General features: G+C 67.3%; 24 protein-coding genes and 1 tRNA gene. 14 read left to right on the top strand and 11 right to left on the bottom strand.

Annotated elements, in window-relative coordinates:
• The first annotated feature begins 8 nt into the window (after positions 1-8).
• Together C5B97_RS12620 and C5B97_RS12615 are read left to right on the top strand one after the other, a co-directional pair.
• A tRNA-Leu gene (locus C5B97_RS12620) sits at positions 9-83 on the top strand.
• Positions 84-153: 70 nt separating this feature from the next.
• On the top strand, positions 154-972 hold the full coding sequence (locus tag C5B97_RS12615) for a shikimate 5-dehydrogenase (RefSeq protein WP_104312349.1): 819 nt from the start codon (positions 154-156) through the stop codon (positions 970-972).
• Here C5B97_RS12615 and C5B97_RS12610 read toward each other — a convergent pair.
• Positions 969-2,447 (bottom strand): ATP-binding cassette domain-containing protein, encoded by a 1,479-nt coding sequence (locus C5B97_RS12610; RefSeq protein ID WP_181026996.1) that lies wholly within the window; start codon positions 2,445-2,447, stop codon positions 969-971. The two genes, C5B97_RS12615 and C5B97_RS12610, sit on opposite strands and share 4 nt — an antisense overlap.
• Before the next feature lie 501 nt (positions 2,448-2,948).
• Between C5B97_RS12610 and C5B97_RS12605 the strand changes: the two genes are divergently transcribed.
• The 6 genes from C5B97_RS12605 to ilvA all read left to right on the top strand — a co-directional run bounded on the left by C5B97_RS12605 (position 2,949) and on the right by ilvA (position 8,178).
• Entirely contained in the window at positions 2,949-3,317 is a 369-nt protein-coding gene (locus C5B97_RS12605; RefSeq protein WP_104312347.1) for a hypothetical protein, read from the top strand.
• 98 nt (positions 3,318-3,415) lie between these two features.
• Positions 3,416-4,063: a lipoyl(octanoyl) transferase LipB gene (gene lipB / locus C5B97_RS12600; RefSeq protein ID WP_104312346.1), complete on the top strand. Its 648-nt coding sequence runs from the start codon at positions 3,416-3,418 to the stop codon at positions 4,061-4,063.
• Positions 4,060-5,052 (top strand): lipoyl synthase, encoded by a 993-nt coding sequence (lipA, locus tag C5B97_RS12595; RefSeq protein ID WP_104312345.1) that lies wholly within the window; start codon positions 4,060-4,062, stop codon positions 5,050-5,052. The genes lipB and lipA overlap by 4 nt, the downstream gene beginning before the upstream one ends.
• A gap of 39 nt (positions 5,053-5,091) precedes the next feature.
• Positions 5,092-5,661 (top strand): LemA family protein, encoded by a 570-nt coding sequence (locus tag C5B97_RS12590; protein WP_104312344.1) that lies wholly within the window; start codon positions 5,092-5,094, stop codon positions 5,659-5,661.
• Between the two features lie 40 nt (positions 5,662-5,701).
• Positions 5,702-6,934 (top strand): AI-2E family transporter, encoded by a 1,233-nt coding sequence (locus C5B97_RS12585; RefSeq protein ID WP_104312343.1) that lies wholly within the window; start codon positions 5,702-5,704, stop codon positions 6,932-6,934.
• Positions 6,931-8,178 carry a threonine ammonia-lyase gene (gene ilvA, locus C5B97_RS12580; RefSeq protein ID WP_104312342.1) on the top strand — a complete coding sequence of 416 codons (1,248 nt, stop codon included), beginning with the start codon at positions 6,931-6,933 and terminating at the stop codon, positions 8,176-8,178. The genes C5B97_RS12585 and ilvA overlap by 4 nt, the downstream gene beginning before the upstream one ends.
• A gap of 91 nt (positions 8,179-8,269) precedes the next feature.
• Here the strand turns inward: ilvA and greA are convergent, their stop codons facing one another.
• Positions 8,270-8,755 (bottom strand): transcription elongation factor GreA, encoded by a 486-nt coding sequence (gene greA / locus C5B97_RS12575; protein WP_104253676.1) that lies wholly within the window; start codon positions 8,753-8,755, stop codon positions 8,270-8,272.
• A 67-nt stretch (positions 8,756-8,822) separates the two neighbouring features.
• Complete coding sequence (locus C5B97_RS12570) at positions 8,823-9,278, bottom strand: DUF4307 domain-containing protein (protein WP_104312341.1); 456 nt, start codon at positions 9,276-9,278, stop codon at positions 8,823-8,825.
• Between the two features lie 96 nt (positions 9,279-9,374).
• Here C5B97_RS12570 and mca point away from each other — a divergent pair, with 96 nt between their 5' ends.
• Together mca and C5B97_RS12560 are read left to right on the top strand one after the other, a co-directional pair.
• Positions 9,375-10,271: a mycothiol conjugate amidase Mca gene (gene mca / locus C5B97_RS12565; protein WP_258068220.1), complete on the top strand. Its 897-nt coding sequence runs from the start codon at positions 9,375-9,377 to the stop codon at positions 10,269-10,271.
• Positions 10,268-10,639 (top strand): hypothetical protein, encoded by a 372-nt coding sequence (locus tag C5B97_RS12560; RefSeq protein ID WP_146080814.1) that lies wholly within the window; start codon positions 10,268-10,270, stop codon positions 10,637-10,639. The genes mca and C5B97_RS12560 overlap by 4 nt, the downstream gene beginning before the upstream one ends.
• 25 nt (positions 10,640-10,664) lie before the next feature.
• Here the strand turns inward: C5B97_RS12560 and C5B97_RS12555 are convergent, their stop codons facing one another.
• On the bottom strand, positions 10,665-11,357 hold the full coding sequence (locus C5B97_RS12555) for a hemolysin III family protein (RefSeq protein WP_104312338.1): 693 nt from the start codon (positions 11,355-11,357) through the stop codon (positions 10,665-10,667).
• A gap of 115 nt (positions 11,358-11,472) precedes the next feature.
• Between C5B97_RS12555 and C5B97_RS12550 the strand changes: the two genes are divergently transcribed.
• From C5B97_RS12550 to C5B97_RS12540, 3 genes are all read left to right on the top strand, one after another.
• A complete protein-coding gene (locus C5B97_RS12550; RefSeq protein WP_104312337.1) occupies positions 11,473-12,255 on the top strand; it encodes an isoprenyl transferase in 783 nt (260 codons plus the stop codon).
• A gap of 258 nt (positions 12,256-12,513) precedes the next feature.
• A complete protein-coding gene (locus tag C5B97_RS12545; protein WP_258068275.1) occupies positions 12,514-13,833 on the top strand; it encodes a PhoH family protein in 1,320 nt (439 codons plus the stop codon).
• Positions 13,834-13,943: 110 nt separating this feature from the next.
• Positions 13,944-14,573: a prepilin peptidase gene (locus tag C5B97_RS12540; protein WP_104312335.1), complete on the top strand. Its 630-nt coding sequence runs from the start codon at positions 13,944-13,946 to the stop codon at positions 14,571-14,573.
• A 107-nt stretch (positions 14,574-14,680) separates the two neighbouring features.
• Here the strand turns inward: C5B97_RS12540 and C5B97_RS12535 are convergent, their stop codons facing one another.
• The 6 genes from C5B97_RS12535 to fbaA all read right to left on the bottom strand — a co-directional run bounded on the left by C5B97_RS12535 (position 14,681) and on the right by fbaA (position 19,942).
• On the bottom strand, positions 14,681-16,081 hold the full coding sequence (locus C5B97_RS12535; RefSeq protein ID WP_104312334.1) for an aspartate ammonia-lyase: 1,401 nt from the start codon (positions 16,079-16,081) through the stop codon (positions 14,681-14,683).
• 62 nt (positions 16,082-16,143) lie between these two features.
• Complete coding sequence (locus C5B97_RS12530) at positions 16,144-16,791, bottom strand: DUF4245 domain-containing protein (protein ID WP_104312333.1); 648 nt, start codon at positions 16,789-16,791, stop codon at positions 16,144-16,146.
• Positions 16,791-17,024 carry an exodeoxyribonuclease VII small subunit gene (locus C5B97_RS12525; protein ID WP_104312332.1) on the bottom strand — a complete coding sequence of 78 codons (234 nt, stop codon included), beginning with the start codon at positions 17,022-17,024 and terminating at the stop codon, positions 16,791-16,793. The genes C5B97_RS12530 and C5B97_RS12525 overlap by 1 nt, the downstream gene beginning before the upstream one ends.
• Positions 17,021-18,301: an exodeoxyribonuclease VII large subunit gene (xseA, locus tag C5B97_RS12520; RefSeq protein ID WP_258068218.1), complete on the bottom strand. Its 1,281-nt coding sequence runs from the start codon at positions 18,299-18,301 to the stop codon at positions 17,021-17,023. Before xseA ends, C5B97_RS12525 begins: the two co-directional genes overlap by 4 nt.
• A 172-nt stretch (positions 18,302-18,473) precedes the next feature.
• On the bottom strand, positions 18,474-18,920 hold the full coding sequence (locus tag C5B97_RS12515) for a DUF6264 family protein (protein WP_146080813.1): 447 nt from the start codon (positions 18,918-18,920) through the stop codon (positions 18,474-18,476).
• Entirely contained in the window at positions 18,917-19,942 is a 1,026-nt protein-coding gene (gene fbaA, locus C5B97_RS12510) for a class II fructose-bisphosphate aldolase (RefSeq protein ID WP_104312330.1), read from the bottom strand. The genes C5B97_RS12515 and fbaA overlap by 4 nt, the downstream gene beginning before the upstream one ends.
• A 232-nt stretch (positions 19,943-20,174) precedes the next feature.
• Here fbaA and glpX point away from each other — a divergent pair, with 232 nt between their 5' ends.
• The gene (gene glpX / locus C5B97_RS12505) at positions 20,175-21,107 is read left to right on the top strand and encodes a class II fructose-bisphosphatase (RefSeq protein ID WP_244295971.1); all 933 of its coding nucleotides are present in this window, start codon (positions 20,175-20,177) and stop codon (positions 21,105-21,107) included.
• A 110-nt stretch (positions 21,108-21,217) separates the two neighbouring features.
• Here the strand turns inward: glpX and C5B97_RS12500 are convergent, their stop codons facing one another.
• A complete protein-coding gene (locus tag C5B97_RS12500; protein WP_104312328.1) occupies positions 21,218-22,450 on the bottom strand; it encodes a DNA recombination protein RmuC in 1,233 nt (410 codons plus the stop codon).
• Positions 22,451-22,468 lie beyond the last annotated feature (18 nt).

The raw sequence follows: 22,468 nt of genomic DNA, 5'->3' as shown, positions 1-22,468 counted from the left end.
ACGTGTACGCCCCACTAGCCCAATTGGCAGAGGCAGAAGACTTAAAATCTTTCCAGGTCAGGGTTCGAGTCCCTGGTGGGGCACTCCGCTGGTTCTCTGCGTGATTCGAGGTCCGCGTGGCAAGGCGGGCTTGTTGCGCGCCATACTGGCGTCATGCCGATTCTGAACAAGGACATGACGCTCTGCATCTCGCTCGCCGCCCGGCCGTCGAACCTCGGGACGCGCTTCCACAATTTCCTCTATGACGAGCTCGGCCTCAACTTCATCTACAAGGCCTTCACCACGGAGGACATCGAGGGTGCCGTTCGCGGCGTTCGTGCACTCGGTATCCGCGGCTGCTCGGTGTCGATGCCGTTCAAGGAAGCCGTCATCCCGCTCGTGGACGAGCTGGACGCGTCGGCACTCGCGATCGAGTCGGTCAACACCATCGTGAACGACGGAGGAAAGCTCGTCGCCTCCAATACCGACTACGAGGCGATCGCCGCCCTCATCGCGGAGCACGACATCCGCCCGTCGCTGCCCGTCGTCGTGCGCGGGGCGGGCGGCATGGCGAAGGCCGTCGTGGCGGCGTTCCGGGATGCGGGCTTCGCGGATGTCACGGTCGTCGCGCGCAACGAGAGGACGGGCTCCGCACTCGCCGAGAAGTACGGATTCCGGTGGCAGGCCGTGGACCCCGCGCCTGGTCCGTTCGCCCTCGTCAATGTCACCCCGCTCGGCATGACGGGCGCCGACGAGGGGGCGCTGTCATTCAGCGAGGAGCACGTCGCCGCAGCCGAGCTTGTCTTCGATGTCGTCGCGTTCCCCGCGGAGACTCCGCTCATCCGCCTTGCACGTTCTCGCGGAGTCCCCGTGATCACGGGCGCGGCCGTGGCTGCGCTGCAGGCCGCGCGTCAGTTCGAGAAGTACACGGGGACGACGATCACCGCTGACCAGGTGGAGCGTGCCGCGGCGTTCTCGCGGCAGGCTGTCTAGGCGGTGATCGCCGCTCGGCGTCCGACGCGCTCAGGCCGCTGGGCACCGAGCATCGCGTGCACGATCATGTCCTCGTCGAGCAGCTCGGAGCGGCCCTCGAGTGCGGTTCGTCCGTTGGCGAGGACCACGACCCGGTGGCTCCACTGCAGGAGCTCCGTCATGTCGGTGCCGAGGAACACCACCGCGGTGCCGGTCTCGGCGAGGCTGTGGAGGAACGCGAATACGGACCGTCTGGCACCGACGTCGACGCCCTGCGTCGGGTGAGCCAGCACCAGGACGCTGCCGCCGCGTTCCACGGCGCGGATGAACTCGGCTTTCTGCTGATCGCCGCCGGAGAGCTCATCGAGCGCGGCGTGGATGTTCGTCGTATTGATGCGCAGACGGTGCACCAGGTCGATCATCTTCCGAGCCCGCGTGATCTCGGCGCTGAGCGAGCTGTCCGCCGGGTCGACGCCCTGGCTGAGGCTCCGGTCCGAGTCGAACGAGGGAACGGCGTCCGGGAGGAAGCTCACTCCGTGCGCTTCCGCGGCCCCTGACTCCGTCAGATCGACCGGCTCGCCGAACAGCTCCACGTGACCTTGCCCGGGGTGCTGGGCGCCGCCGAGGATCTCGATGAGCTGGCGGACGCCCGAGTCGTGTGTGCCGGTGATGCCGACGACCTCGCCTGGGCGGACATGCAGATCGACGCCGTGCAGAAGCTGGCCGTCTCCGACGCCGAAGGCAGCGAGTGCCGCGCGATGAGCGTCATCGGCGGCGACCGCGAGCGTCGCATCGGATTCCGGCAGCTCGCCCAGGAGCATGATCGTGAGCTCTTCCGAGCTGAGCCCCGCGATGGGGGTGTCGATGGCGATCCTGCCCTCGCGGAGCACGAGAACACGGTCGACGATGGACTGCACCTCGTCCATCCGGTGCGTGATGTAGAGGATGCCGCGTCCTTGCCCGGCAAGCTGGCGCAGGACCCGGTGGAGCAGCGCGATCTCGTGATCTGCGAGCGTGACGGCCACCTCGTCGATCACCACGAGCTGTGCCTCCTCGGCGAGCATGCGCACGACCTCGACGAGCGCGCGTCGACCACGATCGAGCTCGCTGACCATGGCGCCGAGGTCCAGCTCGGCACCGGTCTGGTCGAGCAGCTCGGTCGCGCGTTCGAGGACCTCCTCGTGCGCTTCGCCCGCCCGGTAGGTGTTCCGGAAGAGCGCCTGCGCAACCGTCAAGCCGGTCGGCGGTTCCGCGTTCTGCGTGATGACGCCGACTCCGCATGCCTGCGCTTCGTCGAGCGACTCCGGCGCGTACGGCTCGTCGCCGAGAATCATGGTTCCGGAATCGAGCTGGTGTCGTCCGACGAGCGTGTTGACGAGCGTGCTCTTCCCGGCCCCGTTGACCCCGATCAGGCCGACGATCTGACCTCGGTACAGGGTGAGGTCGATGTCTCGAAGTACGTGCCGGTTGCCGTACGAAGCGGTCGCATCAGTCATATGCACAAGAGTGTCCATCGTTCCCCCTCGATAGCTCTGCGACGCGTGATTCTGGGATCGACAACGCGCCGTTCGTCCGCCCCCTCCGCAGCGAACTGCGAACTCGGACGAGCCAAATCTATACGATCGCTGACCTCTGCCGCGTATTTCTGGGGTCCAGGTGTGCGTTATGGTCATGTCGGCTGCCGTCGGCAGCCAACACCGACTGGATCTTCGATGCGGCTGAGGTTTGACGTGCGGACACCCGATTCACTGCCATGGTGGCGGCGCTTCCTGGGCCTGGCTGCCGCGGATGTCACGGCCGGGTCTGGGGCTGCGACTGCTGCGGAGCATTCTCCGGGACGCATGAACGATGGCTCGGATGCGTTGGGGAATCTGGTCGGCAAGGGGGAGTCGGACGACGAAACCGCTTCGGAATGGACGATAACGCAGGACGATCTTTCGCCTGCCGTTCCTGAAGGTGTGGAGTCGGCGACTCGAAACGCAAAGGGGAAACACCACATGAGTTCACTCGACGAAGCCATCAGGCAGCTGCTCAGCATCGAGGGCGCCACCGGCGCTGCGATCGTCGACTATGCCAGCGGCATGGCGCTCGCGCAGGGCGGCAATCCGTCCTTCGACCTCGGCATCGCGGCCGCCGGCAACTCCAACGTCGTGCGGGCGAAGCTCGCGACGATGAGCGAGCTCGGCGTCACCGACGAGATCGACGACATCCTGATCACGCTGAGCTCGCAGTACCACCTGATCAACGTGCTCAACACGCAGGGGTCGAACGGCCTGTTCATCTACCTCGTGCTGAGCCGTACGAGCGCGAACCTGGCGCTGGCGCGGCACAAGCTGAAAGCGGTCTCGTCGCAGATCGCGGTGTGACGGCCGGCGACGGGCGCGCGGAGGGGTGACCAATGGTCGCCCCTCTTTGCGCCGAGCAACGTTCTTGTACTGCGTCCACAATATGCGACACTGGTGCCATGATGCATGTGCTGACACCGGGATTCGGGCCAGAGGCCGTCGAGTACGCCGAGGCGCTCGGGATGCAGCGCGCGCTGCACGCCGAGCGGGTCGCCGGTTCGCGCGCTGACACGGTCGTCCTGCTCGAGCACCCGAGCGTCTACACCGCCGGGCGGCTGACACGGGCCAGTGAGCGTCCCGTGGACGGGACACCGATCGTTGATGCAGACAGGGGCGGCCGTCTGACCTGGCACGGGCCGGGCCAGCTCGTCGGGTATCCGATCGTGCGGCTTCCGGAGCCGATCGATGTCGTGGCGCACGTCCGTCGGCTCGAGGTGGCGCTCATCGAGCTGATCGGCGAACTCGGCGTCGTCGGCCGCCAAGTGGCCGGACGGTCGGGAGTTTGGGTGGGACCTGAGGATGCACCTCGGAAGATCGCCTCGATCGGCGTCCGCGTGGTCGAGGCGTGCACCATGCACGGCTTCGCCCTGAACTGCTCGAACGAGCTCGAGCCGTTCCAGCGCATCGTGCCGTGCGGGATCAGCGACGCAGCCGTCACCTCCCTGAGCGTGGAGCTCGGACGGGTGGTCACGCCGGCTGAGATCGCCCCACGAGTCGCCGAGCTGCTCACCGAGCACCTCGTCATCCGAAACGAGGTCGCGGCATGACGATCAAGCCCGAGGGGCGAAAGCTGCTCCGTGTCGAGGCGCGCAACGCGGCGACGCCGATCGAGCGCAAGCCGGAGTGGATCAAGACGAGAGCCAGGATGGGGCCCGAGTTCACGAGGGTCTCCGAGCTCGTGAAGGAGGGCGGCCTGCACACGGTCTGCCAGGAGGCAGCCTGCCCCAACATCTACGAGTGCTGGGAAGACAGAGAGGCCACGTTCCTCATCGGGGGATCGCAGTGCACGCGCCGGTGCGACTTCTGCCAGATCGACACGGGCAAGCCAGCTGAGTACGACACCGACGAGCCGCGGAGGGTCGCTGAATCGGTGACCGCGATGGGGCTTCGCTACGCGACGGTGACGGGCGTCGCGCGAGATGACCTGCCTGACGAAGGCGCATGGCTTCATGCGGAGACCGTGCGGCGCATCCACGCCGACAACCCGGCAACAGGCGTCGAGATCCTCGCGACGGACTTCTCCGGAAACCCGGAGCTGCTCGCGGAGGTCTTCTCGTCTCGGCCGGAGGTGTTCGCACACAACGTCGAGACCGTGCCGCGGATCTTCAAGCGCATCCGCCCCGCGTTCCGCTATGAGCGGTCGCTCGGCGTCATCACCCAGGCGAGGAACTCGGGCCTCGTCACGAAGTCCAATCTGATCCTCGGCATGGGGGAGGAGCGCCATGAGATCGAGCAGGCGCTCGCCGACCTCCGCGAAGCCGGCTGCGACATCATCACGCTCACGCAGTACCTGCGCCCCAGCCCACGACACCTGCCGGTGGCCCGGTGGGTGAAGCCGCAGGAGTTCGTCGAGCTGAAATCGGTCGCCGAGGAGATCGGCTTCCTCGGCGTCCTGGCCGGCCCGCTCGTGCGGTCCTCGTACCGTGCGGGGCGCCTGTGGGCGCAGGCTGCTCGGCGCCGGGGGATGCCCATCCCCGAGCACCTTCGGCACCTCGCGGAGTCGGCGTCCAGTGAATTCGCTCAGGCGGTGAGCTGACCCCGCCGCCTCGCAGTCGATGCGGGATACCATTCCGGCATGCTCGAAGTCTGGATCGCCGTCGGAGCCGTGCTCCTCATCGTCATTGCCATCGCCGTGTACGCGGTCGCCACGAGCCGCGCGTTGAAGCGGCTGCAGACGCGCGTGGATGCAGCCTGGACTGACATCACCGCGCAGCTCGTTGCCCGCGAGGAGCTCCTGCCGCAGCTCGAGAGCAGCGTGCGGACGTTCGCGACGCACGAGGACAAGGCCTTCGCCGCGTTCGCCGAGGCGCGTCAGGTCAGCTCGCAGGCGCAGACCCCTGAAGAAGTGAGCGCCGCAGAGAACGGGGTGCAGGGCGCGCTCCGCGGTCTCTTCGCCGCCGCAGAGGCCTACCCGCAGCTGCAGGCGAGTCGGGAGTTCCTGCAGCTGCAGTCCGACCTCGTCGACGTGGAGAACCGCATTCAGGCATCGCGTCGCTTCTACAACGGAGGCGTTCGCGAGTACAACACCAAGGTCAAGGTGTTCCCCAACAATCTCGTCGCCGGCCCGCTCCATTACGAGCAGCGCTCGTTCTTCGAGGTGGCCGACCGTGCCGCCATCTCGCAGCCCCCTCGGGTGCAGTTCTAGTGGCTCCGACGCGCCCGCGGGCGCTCCTAGTATTGAGCCTATGACCGAACGAGACCTCGACGAGACGACCGCCACGGCGGCCTCGGCGAGAACCGGCTCCACACTGGCGCAGAACCCCTCGCCAGCGCTGCGCAACGAGAGCGAAGACGAACTCGTCCCACGCGGTCTTCGCATCGGCGCCGCCTGGGCCTGGCGCAGCGTGGCCATCCTGCTCGCACTCATCCCGCTCGGCTGGCTCGTGACCCAGGCGTCGCTGCTCGTCATCCCCCTGCTCGTGGCCGCGCTGCTCGCATCGCTGCTGGCCCCACTCATGAAGTGGCTGGTGGGGAGCGGGCTGCCGCGCTGGGCCGCGCTCATCCTGTCGCTCATCGTGCTGCTGGTCGCCATCGGCACCCTCATCACGCTGGTCATCAGCCAGTTCGCGCAGGGGTTCAACCTCGACCTCGGAAAGCTCGAGGCGCAATACCAGCTGGCCCTGCAGTTCCTCAGGGACTCCCCGCTGCACGTCACCGAGGAACAGGTCGATGCGGGGCTGAGCGAGATCGTCGGCTGGGTGCAGTCGAACGTCAACTCCATCGCGTCGCAAGCGGTCTCGGTCGGGTCGAACGTCGCCGCCTTCCTCGCGGGGACGCTCGTCACCGCGTTCGCGCTGATCTTCTACCTGCTCGACGGTCGCAGCATCTGGCTCTTCATCGTGTCGATCTTCCCGAAGAAGGCGCGCGCCGCCATCGACGGAGCGGGGCAGCGTGGGTGGATCTCCGTGGGCCACTACGTGCGCGTGCAGGTGCTGGTCGCCCTCATCGATGCCGTCGGCATCTACCTGGGCGCCGTCATCCTCCAGGTGCCGTTCGCGCTGCCGATCGGCGTCATCGTGTTCCTCGCCTCGTTCGTGCCCTACATCGGAGCGATCTCGGCGGGCGCGATCGCCGTCGCGGTCGCCCTGGCGTACAACGGCTTCCTCAACGCCCTCATCATGCTGATCGTCGTCGTCGCCGTCATGCAGATCGAGTCGCACATCCTGCAGCCGCTGATCATGGGCAGCGCCGTCAAGCTGCATCCGCTCGCCGTGCTGCTGTCGGTGAGCGCCGGAACCATCTTCGGCGGCATCGCCGGTGCCGTCTTCGCGGTCCCGCTCGTCGCAGCGGGCAAGGTCATGGTCCAGTACATCTCGCGGGGCTCCTGGCGAGACGAACCCGACCCGACCAAGCTCACCAAGCCCCCAACACCCCAGCGCGAGAAGTCGCAGCGCGAACAGAAGGCAAGCACGGTATGACCGCTCCCATCATCACGCTGGACCAGATCGTCGCGGCACGCGAAATCGTGCGGCAGGTCATCTCGCAGACGCCCATCGACTCGGCACGCTTCCTCTCGGAGAAGCTCGGCTCGCCTGTGCTGCTCAAGTGCGAGAACATGCAGCGCACCGGGTCGTACAAGATCCGCGGCGCCACGTACCGCCTCTCGCAGCTGAGCGAGGAGCAGCGGTCTCGCGGAGTCGTGGCGGCCTCGGCTGGAAACCATGCGCAGGGCGTCGCGTTCGCTGCGCGAGAGCTCGGCATCAAGGCGACCATCTTCATGCCAGTGGGCGTGCCCCTCCCCAAGCTGCAGGCCACGCGCGGATACGGCGCCGACGTGGTCCTGACCGGTGTCAACGTCGCCGACGCTCTGGTCGCGGCGAAGCAGTTCGCGGTCGACACGGGAGCGGAGTTCATCCACCCGTACGACCACGCCGACATCATCACGGGGCAGGCCACGCTCGCGCTCGACATCCTCGAGCAGGCACCCGACGTCGACACGATCATCGTGCCCATCGGCGGGGGCGGCCTCATCTCGGGCGTCAGCGTCGCGGCGTCGCTCCTCGGCGAGCAGCGTGGTCGGCCGATCCGCATCATCGGCGTGCAGGCCGCGAACTCCGCGCCCTTCCCGGTCTCACTCGAGGCGGGCTACCCGGTGAAGATCCAGGCGCGACCGACGATCGCCGACGGCATCGCCGTCGACGTGCCAGGGGAGATCACGTTCGAGGTCGTCCGCAACCTCGTGGATGAGGTGGTCACGGTCTCCGAGGACGATATCTCGAGGGCGATCCTGCTGCTCGTCGAGCGCGCCAAGCTCGTCGCCGAGCCAGCCGGGGCGACTGCCGTCGCGGCGATCCTTGCCGGCAAGATCAAGGACGCGGGCACGACCGTCGCGATCCTCTCGGGCGGCAACATCGACCCGCTCATGCTCGAGAAGGTGCTGAGCCGCGGTCTCGCCGCATCCGATCGCTACCTGAAGCTCGTCATCGAGCTGCAGGACGTTCCGGGTCAGCTCGCGCTCATCGCGAAGACCATCAGCGAGGTCAACGCGAACGTGGTCGAAGTCCTGCACACACGCCACAACAAGGGCCTGCAGGTGAGCCACGTCGAGCTCGAGGTCTCCGTCGAGACGCGCGGCACCGAGCACTCCCATCAGGTGATGGATGCGCTTCGCGCGCTCGGCTACCAGCCGCGCACGAGCCGGGACGCGGCTCCGATGCCGTGACCCGAGCATCCGGCGCGCAGCCCTGACACAGAAGAGGACCTCCCAGGGGAGGTCCTCTTCTGCTGCACCGCGTGCGCGCTGCGGCTGGTGCCTACGGGTGGAAGGTCTCGACCTCGACGATCTCGACGTCGATGGAGTTGCCGTTCGGCGCCTCGTAGCTGGTGGATGCGCCGACTGCGAGGCCCAGGATGGAAGCCCCGAGCGGGCTCTCACCCGAGTACACGCGCAGCTGCGTCTGCGAGGCCATCTCGCGGCTGCCGAGGAGGAACTTCTGCTCCTTGCCGCCGATCTTGGCCGTCACGACCGTTCCCGTCTCGACGATGCCGGATGCTTCCGGCGCTTCGCGGACCTCGGAGTTCTTCAGCATCGTCTCGAGCTGGTTGATGCGGGCCTCGATCTTGCCCTGCTCGTCCTTCGCCGCGTGGTAGCCGGCGTTCTCCTTGAGGTCGCCGTCTTCGCGCGCCTCTTCGATGCGCTTGGCGATCTCTTCGCGACCGTTCACGGCGAGCTCGTCGAGCTCCGCCTTGAGCCGGTCATACGTCTCCTGGGTGAGCCAGGTCACCGATGGGTTAGCCATGCTGGAACTCCTTGTGCAGCCGGATACGACCAAAGCCCTGACGCGAGTCAGGGCCTCAGTCACCATTCTACGGCAACCAGCATTCCTTCACCAAAGCCGTCGTGCCCGCCTTCGTCGTCCGGACCTGGACATTCAGCACCTGGGACGCCTCGTCGGTGGGTGGGACTTCCACGACGTCCCAGCCGACGACTGCCTGCTGCTCGTCGCGGATCTCGATGGCGCAGGTCACCTCGGTGCCTGCCGGGGCCGTGATGCGGTAGTCGAAGCTCACGTTCGCGTCGTCCAGGATCGAGAACCGAACGGTGTCGGCGCGGATCGCCGAGGAGGAGACCGGGCCGACGGTCGTCGTCGCCCAGAACGCGACGACCGCGATGACGAAGATGCCGACCACCATCCAGATCCAGCGTTCCGGCTTCTTCTCGGAGCGGGGGGCGCGCGCGCCATATCGATCGACGAGATCAGCGCGGGATGCGAGGTCGGCTGCGGGGGTGGCCGCGGCGACGGTTTCGCGTTCAGCTGACACTGGGGGTTCCTCTCGGCGGGAGGGCGTGCACGGCCAGAAACTGGCGGCCGCGCGAGATAGGCTCTCTACCTAGGTTAACGTTCCACGAGGAGACCAGTGACACTTCGACTGATGGCGGTCCACGCCCATCCCGATGACGAGTCCAGCAAGGGTGCAGCGACCTACGCCGCGTACCGTGCGAGGGGTGCCGAGGTCATGGTGGTCAGCTGCACCGGTGGCGAGGCTGGCGACATCCTCAACCCGGGGCTCGAATCCGTCTTCCACGCGCAGCGCGACCTCGCGGGCCTCCGCCGCGTCGAGATGGCCGCCGCACAGGAGTTCCTCGGCGTCGAGCACCGCTGGCTCGGGTACGTCGACTCCGGGATGGCGTCGGAAGACGGCTCGCTGCCCGTGAACTCGTTCGCGAGCATCCCACTCGACATCTCCGCGCGGCCGCTGCTGCGCCTCGTCCGTGAGTTCCGCCCGCACGTGCTCGTCACGTACGACGAGAATGGCGGCTACCCGCACCCAGACCACATCCGCACGCATGACGTCTCCATGCGCGTCTGGCGCGAGTCCGGACTCGCCTCGCACCCCGAGCTCGGCGCACCCTGGCGCATCTCGAAGCTCTACTACGACCGCACCATGAACGGCAAGCGGGCGGATAGCCTCCTGCAGCACATCAAGGGACTCGACCCGGATTCGCCGCTCCTCGAGCGCCTCGAGCAGATGCTCGCCTGGATGCGCGACAAGCCCAGCAACGTCACGACCCAGATCCAGATCGACGAGTTCTTCGACGCCCGCGACTCGGCCCTGCGTTCGCACGCCAGCCAGGTGGCACCCGATAGCGGCTTCTTCGCGATTCCACGCGACATCGAGGCGGCGGCATACCCGTACGACGACTTCGAGCTGGTGGACTCACGCGTCGATGCGCCGACGCCGGAGACCGACCTGTTCAGCGGTGTCGACGAGCGCAATGACGACAAGCAGCGCTCCCCGGGGGCTTCCGCGTGATGCTCGTCGCGCAGGTCCAGACCTGGATGCTGACACTCGCCGCGACCGCGCCGACGCCGGGGGAGGAACTGCCTTTCAACCCGGATGACGTGACCCCGGGCCCGCTCGGCTTCTTCGTCTTCATCTTCGTCGCGGTCGCGACCGGACTGCTCGTGATGGACCTCATCCGCCGGACGAGCCGCGTCCAGGCGCGAGCGCGCATCCGCGAGCAGCTGCAGGGCGAGGTCGCTGTGGGCAAGGCCGCGGACGTTGCGGCCGCTGCGGGGCCGGCAGACTCGGGCGCCGCGGCGACGGGAGATGCCCACCCGGACGGACAGGCCGCACCGGACGCAGAGCAGGCCGCAGGCGAGAAGAAGATCGCTGACTAGGTCCGTCCGGTCAGCGTCCGTCCGGTCAGCCGGTGAAGACCGGCGGGTCGATGCACAGCAGCAGGATGCCCGTCCACTGGCTCAGGAACGCAAGCACCGTGAAGACGTGGAACAGCTCGTGGAAGCCGAAGTGGCCCGGCCAGAAGTTCGGGCGCTTGAGCGCGTAGAAGACCGCGCCGACGGTGTAGAAGAGGCCTCCGACGACGATGAGCACCACCGTCGCCACGTTGACAGCCGCGATATCGCCGAGGTATGCGACGGCCGCCCACCCGAGTGAGATGTACAGGGCCACGTAGAGCCAGCGCGGCGCGCCGATCCAGAACACGCGGAAGCAGATGCCGAGCAGCGCGGCGACCCAGACGACTGCGAACAGCGGCCACCCCTTCTCCGGTGGCAAGGCGACGAGCGCGATAGGCGCGTACGTCCCCGAGATGAGCAGGAAGATGTTGGCGTGGTCGAAGCGCTTGAGCGCGACACGAGCCTTCTCGCTCCAGTTGAAGCGGTGGTAGAGCGCTGAGATGCCGAACAGCAGCCACGAGCAGAGCGCGTAGAGCGCGCAGGCGAGCTTCGCGGTGGTGCCCTCGGCGAGCACGATGAGCACGATGCCGGCAACGACCGACACGGGAAGCGTGCCGGCGTGCACCCAGCCGCGCCAGGACGGTTTCGCCTCCACGACGGGAGCCCCCGACTCTGCCTCGAGCACCGGCAGGTGCACCATGGGCTCCGGCCCCGGGTCGAGTTCATCGTCTGCGTGATGTTCTGAAGCCACCCTCGAACTCTACGCGGCCTCGTGCACGTGTATCCGACCCGGGGTCCGGTACGTTGGCTGAACCATGTCGATGATTCCCACCAGCTTGCGGAGCTTCCTGTACGGGCTGTACACGAGGCGGCTGCGTCGATCTCTGCACGGACGTCCCAAGCCGAAGCACGTCGCGATGATCATCGACGGCAACCGGCGCTGGGCCAAGCAGCTCGGCCTGCGCGACGCCGCGCAGGGGCACGCGGCGGGCGCGGCCAAGATGATGGAATTCCTCGCCTGGTGCGACCGGGAGGGAGTGCAGGTCGTCACGCTCTACCTGCTCTCGAACGACAACCTCAAGAACCGCAGCAGCGAGGAGCTCGACGCCCTCATCGACATCATCGAGAAGCTCGCGGTGCAGATCGCCGACAATGCGCGCTGGCGAGTGCACCATGCGGGGTCCTCGGAGCATCTCCCAGCCGGGCTCGGGGCGACGCTCGAGCGCCTGCAGCGCGACACGGCTCAGCGCCGTGGCATGCACGTGAACCTTGCCGTGGGGTACGGAGGCCGCAGCGAGATCGTCGACGCGATGCGGCGGATCGTGCGAGCGCACGCAGCAGACGGGGGCGATGTCGCCGCACTCGCGGACATCCTCACCCCCGACCTCATCGCGGAGCACCTCTACACAGGCGGGCAGCCAGACCCCGACCTCGTGATCCGCACCTCGGGTGAGCAGCGGCTCAGCGACTTCATGCTGTGGCAGTCGGCCCACTCGGAGTTCTACTTCGTCGAGGCGCTCGGGCCGGACCTGCGAGAGGTCGATTTCCTGCGCGCCCTGCGTGACTTCGCTTCGCGCCAACGCCGCTACGGGCAGTAGCGGCCGCGCTCCCAGACACGAGCCAAGATTTAACGTTCGCCTGCGCGTGGCGTGCGCGGCATCGTCGTACGTTAATGCCATCAGGTACGGTGCCTGATCGAAACGGCCACAGGTTCCCGAAGTTCGTTTCACCCTACCGAGTGCCCCTGTGGTCGGAACGTAACCCAACGACGAGCGAGAGCTTGGCGAAGGAGCGGAACTGCCGTGACACCCGCACAGCGCAACACCGACCACCTCGAGAACGAGGAAGGGAGCGCCGTGCACGTCGCGGTTCCCGACACCGCGACCTCGACCCGCACCTACGTGCTCGACACGTCGGTGCTCCTCAGCGATCCGAGGGCCCTCTTCCGTTTCGCGGAGCATGCCGTCGTCATTCCCGTCGTCGTCATCACGGAGCTCGAGAAGAAGCGGCACGACCCGGAGATCGGGTACTTCGCACGCCAGGCGCTCCGGTTCCTCGATGAGCTGCGCATCAAGCATGAGCGCCTCGACTTCCCGATCGCCATCGGGGAGGCCGGAGGCACGTTGCGAGTCGAGCTCAACCACTCGAACATGAGCGTGCTGCCCAGCGGGATGCAGCTCGGAGACAACGACACGCGCATCCTGGCGGTCGCGCAGAACCTGGCTGGCGAGGGGCTCGCGGTCACCGTCGTGTCCAAGGACCTGCCGATGCGCGTCAAGGCGTCGGCGATCGGCCTCGCCGCTGAGGAGTATCGGGCCGAGTTGGCTCGCGACACCGGCTACACGGGGGTCGCCGAGATCTCGCTCGGGGCGGACGAGCTCGACACGCTGTACACCGACGAGACGGTCGCGACCGGGGCCGTCGACGAGCTGCCCGTCAACACGAGCCTCGTGATCCACTCGGATCGAGGCTCCGCGCTCGGACGCGTGTCGGGGAAGGGCGCCGTCCGACTTGTGCGGGGCGATCTGGATGTGTTCGGCGTGCACGGGCGTTCGGCGGAGCAGCGTCTCGCCATCGACCTGCTCCTCGATCAGTCGATCGGCATCGTGTCGCTCGGCGGACGCGCGGGTACTGGGAAGAGTGCCCTCGCCCTGGCCGCGGGCCTCGAGTCAGTCCTCGAACGCGGGCTGCACCGGAAGATCATGGTCTTCCGCCCGCTCTTCGCGGTGGGCGGGCAGGAGCTCGGCTTCCTGCCCGGCGATCAGGGCGAGAAGATGAACCCTTGGGGGCAGGCGGTCTACGACGCCCTGTCGGCGATCGTCTCCGAGAACGTCATCGACGAGGTCATGGATCGCGGCATGCTCGAGATCCTCCCTCTCACGCACATCCGCGGGCGGTCGCTCCACGACGCCTTCGTGATCGTGGATGAGGCACAGTCGCTCGAACGGAACGTGCTGCTCACGACGCTCTCGCGCATCGGCAAGAACTCGCGCGTGGTGCTCACCCACGACGTCGCTCAGCGCGACAATCTGCGCGTCGGTCGGCATGACGGCGTCGCCTCGGTGATCGAGACGCTCAAGGGGCACAAGCTCTTCGCCCACATGACGCTGACGAGGTCCGAGCGCAGCGACATCGCCGCGCTGGTCACCGAGCTGCTGGGTGACTACGAGGTGTGAGGCTGCGGACGGGCGCGGGGACTGCCCGGATTGCACTTCGGGCAGCGCCCACGCCCTCGAGCCTGTGGATAACTTCTGCGCGGCATGAGTGTGGTGACTAGCGTTCTGGCATGGCAGAGAGAGCGAGGGGGAGCTCTTCTGCCGTGACGAGGCTGGGCTCCGCGCGCGAACACGGGGGAGCGCGGGGCCCGGCCTCTTCGTCACGGCGGTGGAGCTTCGGGGAGTTGCTGTGCGTTGGCGCCCTGGTCGGCGTGGCGGTCGCCGCGGCGGTTGCGGGGCGGCTCGGCGAGCTCCCGGTGATGGTCGCGCTCGCAATCGTCACGCCCCGTCTCGTCGTCACTGACGTGAGCGAGCACCGACTGCCGAATCCGCTTGTGGTGTTCGCCGCGCTTGGCCTGCTGCTCGCGTGCTGCCTCGACTGGCTCCTCACCGGGAGCCTCGACGTGGTGGCGATCGTCATCGGCGTGCTGGTCGGAGCTGTGCTCCTGCTCTGCTCGGTGCTCGGCGGGCTGGGCATGGGTGACGTGAAACTCGGGGCCGTCCTCGCGGCCGCGGCGGCTCTGGTGCACCCGTCCCTCCCCGCTCTCCTCGTCTTCCTCGCCGTCCTGTTCGGGGGACTGCAGAGCATCGTCGTGCTCGCCTGCACCCGCGATCGGCGGCGGAGCATCGCGTTCGGGCCGGCGCTGCTCGCCGGTTACTGGCTCCCCGTGACGTGGCTGGCCGTGTCCGGGCCGGTGTGACCGCTACGCGCGTGCGACGGCGCCCGCCCGCTTGAGGACAGCGCCGGGGGATGACAGCAATGACCCGCCGTGTCGCCACGGCGGGTCATTGCTGCGCAGACGCGCGCTTACAGGTTCGGCGAGGTCATGCTGAGCACGTCGAGCTTCTCGTCGAGCTGCTCTTCCGTGATGTCGCCACGCTCGACGTAGCCGAGGTCGATGACGGCCTGGCGGACGGTGACCTTGTTTGCAACGGAGTACTTCGCGATCTTCGCGGCGGCCTCGTACCCGATGACGCGGTTGAGCGGAGTGACGATCGACGGGGAGGACTCGGCCAGGGCGCGAGCGCGCTCTTCGTTGGCGACGAGGCCATCGACGGTCTTGTCAGCGAGCACGCGGACGCTGTTCGCGAGGAGACGGATGGACTCGAGCAGCGCGGTTCCCATGACGGGGATCTGCACGTTCAGCTCGAACGAACCAGAGGCTCCTCCGAAGACGATGGCCGCGTCGTTGCCGATGACGCGCGATGCCACCATGAGGACCGCCTCTGGCACGACCGGGTTGACCTTGCCCGGCATGATCGAGGAGCCCGGCTGCAGGTCGGGGATCAGGATCTCGCCGAGGCCCGTGTTCGGCCCCGATCCCATCCAGCGGAGGTCGTTGTTGATCTTGATGAGGCTCACCGCGATCGTCCGCAGCGCGCCCGAGGCTTCGACGAGGCCGTCACGCGCACCCTGTGCCTCGAAGTGGTCGAGCGCCTCGGTGAGGGGGAGCTTCGAGTTCTCGGCCAGCTCGGCGATAACCTGCTGCGAGAACCCGGCCGGGGTGTTGATGCCGGTGCCCGTCGCGGTTCCACCGAGGGGGACCTCGGCGACGCGTGAGATCGTCGACTGCACGCGCTCGATGCCGAGGCGGATCTGCCTGGCGTAGCCGGCGAACTCCTGGCCGAGTGTGACCGGGGTCGCATCCATGAGGTGCGTGCGGCCGGCCTTCACGGTGGTCGCCCACTGCTGGGCTTTGCGCTCGAGGGCTTCAGCGAGGTGCTCGAGACCGGGGACGAGGTTGTTGAGCAGCGCGTCCGTGACTGCGACGTGCACCGACGTCGGGAACACGTCATTCGACGACTGCGAGGCGTTCACGTGGTCGTTCGGGTGAACGGTCTCCCCGAGGCCTCGTGTGGCGAGAGTCGCGAGGACCTCGTTGATGTTCATGTTCGACGAGGTGCCAGAGCCGGTCTGGTAGACGTCGATCGGGAACTGATCGAGGTGCTCTCCGTCGATTATCTGCTGTGCGGCGGCCACGATGGCGTCGGCCACGGGCTGCTCGATGATGCCGAGCTTGGCGTTCACGATCGCGGCGGCGCGCTTGATGCGTGCGAGGGCGATGATCTGGCCCGGTTCGAGGCCCGCACCGGAGATGGGGAAGTTCTCGACGGCGCGCTGAGTCTGCGCAGCGTAGAGGGCGTTCTTGGGAACGCGGACCTCGCCCATCGTGTCGTGCTCGATGCGGTACTCGTCTTGATTTTCCACCACGTTGTGTGACCTTTCCAGGTAGCCGATCTCTGTAGAGGCCAGCCTACCGAGTACTGGCCTCAGCCGAGGTCGGCAGCGACGAGCTCTGCCAGTTTCGTGACGGTCTCCGGCTTGTTGTTGCCGTAGACGAGGTAGGCCTGGTCGCCCTGCTCGTGGACGAGCATGTAGGCACGGTTGCCGGCGTCCTCCGGGCTCAGGTTCGTCGCGTCGTACTCGATCCAGTCGAGGCCGCCGACCTGCACGGTGCCCGTCGGCGTGCGCTCGCGCGTTGCGTCGAGCAACCAGGTCGGGTTGACGCCGATGCCCTGGCTCAGCCCCACGTACTCCGTCGGGGCATCCTTCGGGCCGACGAGGAAGCCGATGTACCACTCGCTCACGCCGTCGGCGCTCGTGCGGATCTCGGCCTCGTTCGCGGTCCAGTCTGCCGGGACCTGCGGCACGACGAGCGGCTCGGCGAAGTCGCCCTGCGCGCTCTCGGCCTCCGAGGCGAAGTCGACGTCGAAGGACACCGGCGTCTCGTTGCGCGGAACGATGGCGACGATGAAGACAACGAGGCCGAGCGAGACGAGGAGCGAGTAGACGAGATTGTTGATCGTCTTGCGCTTGCGGTAAAGGCGCGAGGACTCGGCCTTTCGCGCGAAGGTCTCTTCCGGAGTCTCGGGGCGACCGAGCTCCGCGACGATCGGGGGTTGCTTCTGCTTGGCCATCAGGACTCGTCGGTGTCGTCGGTGCGCCGGCGTGCCGCCTCGAGGCGCTTGCGTGCGCCGAGCAGCCACGACTCGCAGTGCGCCGCGAGCTGCTCGCCGCGCTCCCAGAGCTTGAGTGAGGCCTCGAGCGAGGCACTGCCCTGTTCGAGCTGGCTCACGACGGAGATGAGCTCGTCGCGTGCCTGCTCGTAGCTGAGCTCTGCGATGTCGGACTGTTCCTGCATGGTGGTCATTCTACGTTCGCCTCCGTTGCGCCATTCGAGGCGCCGGTCGTGATGATGGGCTCGCCGCCGAGGGACGAGGCCGTGATGCGGCCGTCAGCCGTGCGGATACGGAGCTCGGCGGATGCTGGGGCGTCCTGCCAGGCCGTGACGAGTGTGCGAGCGGCGCCGTCGACGCGCTCGACGATCGAGTATCCGCGCTCGAGCGTGCCCTGCGGGGAGAGGCCGCGCAGATGGCGGGCCAGCGACTCGAGCTTGTCCTGTTCTCGGTCGAGGCGACGGGTGATGAGCTCTTCGCCGCGCTGCGAGGCACGCATGAGCTCCTCGCCGCGCTGGTCGATGATCCAGGACGGGTTGGCGAGCGCCGGGCGAGACACGAGGGATTCGAGGGCATTCGACTCGCTGCGAACGCGGTCGACGATGCGCTGCAGGATTCGGGACCTTGCCTGCTGGACTCCAGCGAGTTCCTCCGCCACGTCTGGCACGACCCGCTTGGCGGCGTCCGTCGGGGTGGAGGCTCGGAGATCGGCGACATCGTCGAGGATCGGTCGATCGGCTTCGTGGCCGATGGCGCTGACGACGGGCGTCGAGAGCTCGGAGACGAGCCGCACGAGGCTCTCGTCGCTGAAGGGGAGGAGGTGCTGGAAGTCGCCACCGCCTCGCGCGACGATGATGACATCGACCTCTGGGTCTGCGTCGAGCTGCAGCAATGCGGCCGAGACCTCGGCGACCGTGCGCTCGCCCTGCACGGAGGTGTGGATCGTGCGGAACTGCACTGCTGGCCAGCGGAGCTCCGAGTTGCGTCGCACGTCCTTCTCAGCATCGGACTCTCGCCCCGTGATGAGTCCGATGGTGCCGGGCAGGAAGGGGAGAGCCTTCTTGCGGCCATCGGCAAAGAGGCCCTCGGCGGCCAGCTGCTTGCGGAGCCGTTCGAGCCGTTCGAGGAGGTCGCCGAGTCCGACGTGCCGCAGGTCGGAGACTTGCATCGAGAGCGTGCCGCCCTTGACCCAGAAGTCTGGCTTGACGCTCGCGATGACGCGGTCGCCTTGCTTGAACTCGCCGTCGAGACGCTGGACGACGCTGCGCCAGGCGGTGACCGAGAGCGTGGCGTCCGCGTCGAGGTCCTTGATCTTGCCGTAGGCGTGCCCGCCTCGGATGCTCCAGCCGGTGAGCTCGCCCTCGATCCAGACGGAGCCGAGGCGCGCGATCCAGTCTCGAACGAGTTCGGAGACGACGCTGACCGGCCAGGGTGCATCCGGTGTCGACTTCGGGGGCTGGATGACGACCACGTGCCTCTTTCGGAGATCTGGGCTGTCCCGCGCGGATGCGATCAGGACTGCGCATCAGGACCGAGAAACTCGGCCCTGGCTTGCGATATCGAGGATATCGCGTGCCAGGGCCGAGTTCTCGTGCCTGTGGAGAGCGCCACCGCGCTCTTCGGTGGCTACCGGGCGTGTCGCGTCAGGTGGACGTCGGCGTCGCGGTTGGCAGTGCGCCGCTCGAGAGCGCCTGAAGCAACTCTCCGTGGAGCAGGATCGCGGTCAACGTGAAGCCGAAGATCGTGATCAGGGTGACGACGGCGCCGATGACGGGAATCCACATGGCGCGCTTGCCTGCTTTCCAGCGGATGAGCGTGAGGTACAGCGTGAGCGCGTAGATCGCGGGAAGCACGAGGATCGCCGTCGTGGACAACACGCCGAGTCCTTCAGGCCGGACGTAGTCGCTGATCCCGAAGTCCTCATAGAGCAGGGCCATCTGGCCCGCCAGCGAGTTCTCCGTGAACGTCGTCATGTTCAGGATCGTGGCGACGAGGCCGAGCACCAGGAACCCGATGCCGAGGAAGCGGTCGTTCTTGCGTTTCGCTTCCTGCACCGTGTCCTGCTGCTCGGCTCCCGGCGTCACACTCACGCCGCTGAGTGACCGAACGAGCCGAGCTGCTTGGTGGCCTCGACGACGCGAGCCGCCATGGCGGACTCGGCCTTCTTGCCCCACGAGCGGGGGTCGTAGACCTTCTTGTTGCCGACTTCCCCGTCGATCTTGAGGAAGCCGTCGTAGTTCTTGAGCACCGTGTCGGCGACCGAGCGGCTGAACGCGTACTGCGTGTCCGTGTCGATGTTCATCTTGATGACGCCGTTGCGCACTGCCTCGGCGATCTCTTCGTCGGTGGAGCCCGAGCCGCCGTGGAAGACGAGGTCGAGCGGCTTGGCCCCGGTGCCGTACTTCTCAGCCAGGCCCGCCTGGATCTCCGCGAGGAGTTCAGGGCGGAGCTTGACGTTGCCGGGCTTGTAGACGCCGTGGACGTTGCCGAACGTGAGCGCGGCCATGTAGCGGCCACGGTCGCCGAGACCGAGAGCTTCGACGGTCGCGATCGCGTCATCGAGCGTCGTGTAGAGGTGCTCGTTGATCTCGTGCGCGACGCCATCTTCTTCGCCGCCGACGACACCGATCTCGACCTCGAGAATCTGGTTGTTGGCCTGGGTGAGCTTGAGGATCTTCGAAGCGATCTCGAGGTTCTCAGCGAGCGGCACAGCCGAGCCGTCCCACATGTGCGACTGGAAGATCGGCTCGCCGCCGCGCTTGATCTGCTCGGCGGATGCCTCGAGGAGCGGGTAGACGAATCCGTCGAGCGCATCCTTCGGGCAGTGGTCGGTGTGGAGTGCGACCGTGATGGGGTAGTTCTTCGCAACCTCGTGTGCGAATGCGGCCATGGCCAGCGCGCCGGAGGCGCGTGCCTTCACGGACTGGCCGGCGAAGTAGTCCGCACCGCCCGTCGTGACCTGGAGGATGCCGTCAGAGCCGGCTTCGGTGAGACCCTGGAGGACGGAGTTGATGGTCGACGAGCTGGAGACGTTGATCGCGGGGTACGCGAAGCCGCCTTCCTTGGCTCGGTTCAGCATCTCGGCGTACTGGTCCGGTGTTGCGATGGGCATGTGTGCTCCTTCAGCGCTTGGAACTTACGCGTGAAGTCTAGCCAGGGCCGCCGACTTTCTCCGAGCGCGCGTACTAGGGTTGGGAACTGGATAGCGCGGAGCAATGGTGTCGTGTGATTGCTCGGCGAGAACGTCCACAACGCCAGCGAAAGGGACCCCTGTGACCTCGACTTCCGCCACTCCGACTCCTGAGCACGGGCAGCTCTTCGCGAACCCGGACCGCAACCTCGCTATGGAGTTGGTGCGCGCAACCGAGGCCGCTGCCATCCGAGCGACGCCGTTCATCGGGCGAGGCGACAAGAACGCTGCCGATGGCGCCGCGGTCGATGCCATGCGCAAATTCCTTTCGACCGTCGACTTCGCCGGCGTGGTCGTCATCGGCGAGGGTGAGAAGGATGAAGCCCCGATGCTGTTCAACGGCGAGCAGGTCGGCAACGGTCAGGGCCCTGACTGCGACATCGCGGTCGACCCGATCGACGGGACGAGCTTGACCGCCGCCGGGCGCCAGAACGCGTTGAGCGTCATCGCCGTGGCTGACCGCGGTTCGATGTACAACCCGAAGGATCTCTTCTACATGGAGAAGATCGTGACCGGCCCCGAGGGGGTCGGCGTCATCGATCTCGCTCGCCCGATCGGCGAGAACATCCGCGCGCTGTCGAAGGCGAAGAACAAGCCGGTCGAGGACATGGTCATCGCCGTGCTCGATCGACCTCGCCACGAAGAGCTCATCAACGAGATCCGCGAGGCCGGAGCAGGGACGCAGCTCATGCTCGACGGTGATGTAGCTGGCGGCATCAACGCGGCGCGGGGCACCGGGCGCATCGACATGTGCGTCGGCATCGGCGGAACGCCGGAGGGCATCATCACCGCCTGTGCGATCAAGGCCCTGGGCGGCGTGCTCCAAGGCCGCTGGTACCCGCGCAATGCTGAGGAGCGCGAGCGGGCGATCGCTGCTGGACACGATCTGGATGCGGTGCTCACGCAGGACGATCTGGTCCGCACGGAGAACACCTACTTCGTTGCCACGGGTGTGACTGACGGTGGTCTGTGCGCGGGTGTCCGCCGGGTCGGCAACCGCATCATGACGGATTCGGTTGTGCTCCGTTCGCGTTCGGGCACGGTCCGCAGAGTCACGGCTGAGCACCTCGCCGACAAGTGGCTCTGACCCGGGTGTCTTTCTGACACATTCGCTGTTCTTCGGATGCTCCGCCCGCCACCAGGCCGGTGAAGCACCCGGGGGCAGCGATGTCTCGTCCGGGTGACTTTGGGTGCGCGTCAGCGCCCGCTTGGCGCGCTCTCTGCCGCTCCGGACAGCGTGGGTTCGGTCAGTTCTGGCGCCGTGAGCCCGCGGAGTTGGTCCTCGACCGGCCGCGGGGTCGAGATCGGCGAGCCGATGTTGAGCGCGTCGAGTTTCCGGGCCGTTGGCAGCACGCGCGTCTCGAGCGAGCCGAGGAACGCGTTGTAGCTGGTCGTCGCCCCTGCGAGTGACCGACCGAGCTTGTCGATGTGGGTCGCGAGGGTGCCGAGGCGCGCGTGGAGTTGCGTGCTCAGCTCGAAGATCTCGTGTGCACGGTCTTCGAGGACGTCCTGCTGCCAGGCGTATGCGATGGCACGGAGCGTGGCCCACAGCGAGACCGGCGACGTGACCGCGACGCCACGGTGGATGGCGTCCTCGAGCAGCGAGGGATCGGCGGCGACGGCGGCCGAGAGCGCCGACTCGCTCGGCACGAACGCGATCACGAGCTCGGGCGAACCCGAGACCGACCCGGGGTAGCCGCGAGCGGCGAGCGCCGTGACGTGCGCCCTGAGCGTTTTCGCGTGTTCGCCCAGGAGAGTCCGCCGTCTGCTGGTCTCCTCCTCGTCGCCGAGCTCGCTGAGCTGGCTCGCTGCCAAGTACTTGGCCATCGGTGCCTTCGCGTCGATGACGAGGTGCTTGTCTCCGGGGAGGTGCACGAGCATGTCGGGTCGACCCGCTCCCTGCTCGCCGCTGACGCTCACCTGCGTGTCGAAGTCGACCCGTTCGAGCATCCCCGAGGCCTCGACGATGTTGCGAAGCTGCGCCTCGCCCCATACGCCGCGCGCCTGGTTGGACTGGAGCGCGGAGGCGAGCGAGTCGGTCGTCGCCCTGAGGCGTTCGTCTGCCTCGTGCTGGTTGCGGAGCTGCTCGCTGAGCTCGCCATGCTGCTGGAGCCGCTGCTCCTCGATGGACGCGACGGCCCGGCGCATGAGCTCGAGCTGCTTGTTCACCGGGGCGAGGGCCGTGAGCACCTGCTGCTCACCGACCTCCTTCGACCGTCGTGCCTCGAGCTGCGCTCGCTCACGCGCGAGAACCCCCTCGAGGTGATGCTCCGCGGTCGCACGCGCCTCGTCTGCTGCTTCGGCTCGCGCGCTCGCACCGGCCAGCTCAGCTGCGAGCTGCTGACGCTGTGCTGCGCCGCGCATCGCGGCGACGGCGAAGCCGACGACGAGGCCGAGGAGGAGCCCGATGGCGAGGAGAAGAAGATCCATACGTCCACCCTCGCAGGT

The sequence above is a fragment of the Pseudoclavibacter sp. RFBB5 genome, from assembly GCF_002931555.1.
GTDB lineage: Bacteria > Actinomycetota > Actinomycetes > Actinomycetales > Microbacteriaceae > Pseudoclavibacter.
Note: the sequence above shows the minus strand (reverse complement) of the source record. Positions and strands in the feature narration are given on the sequence as shown.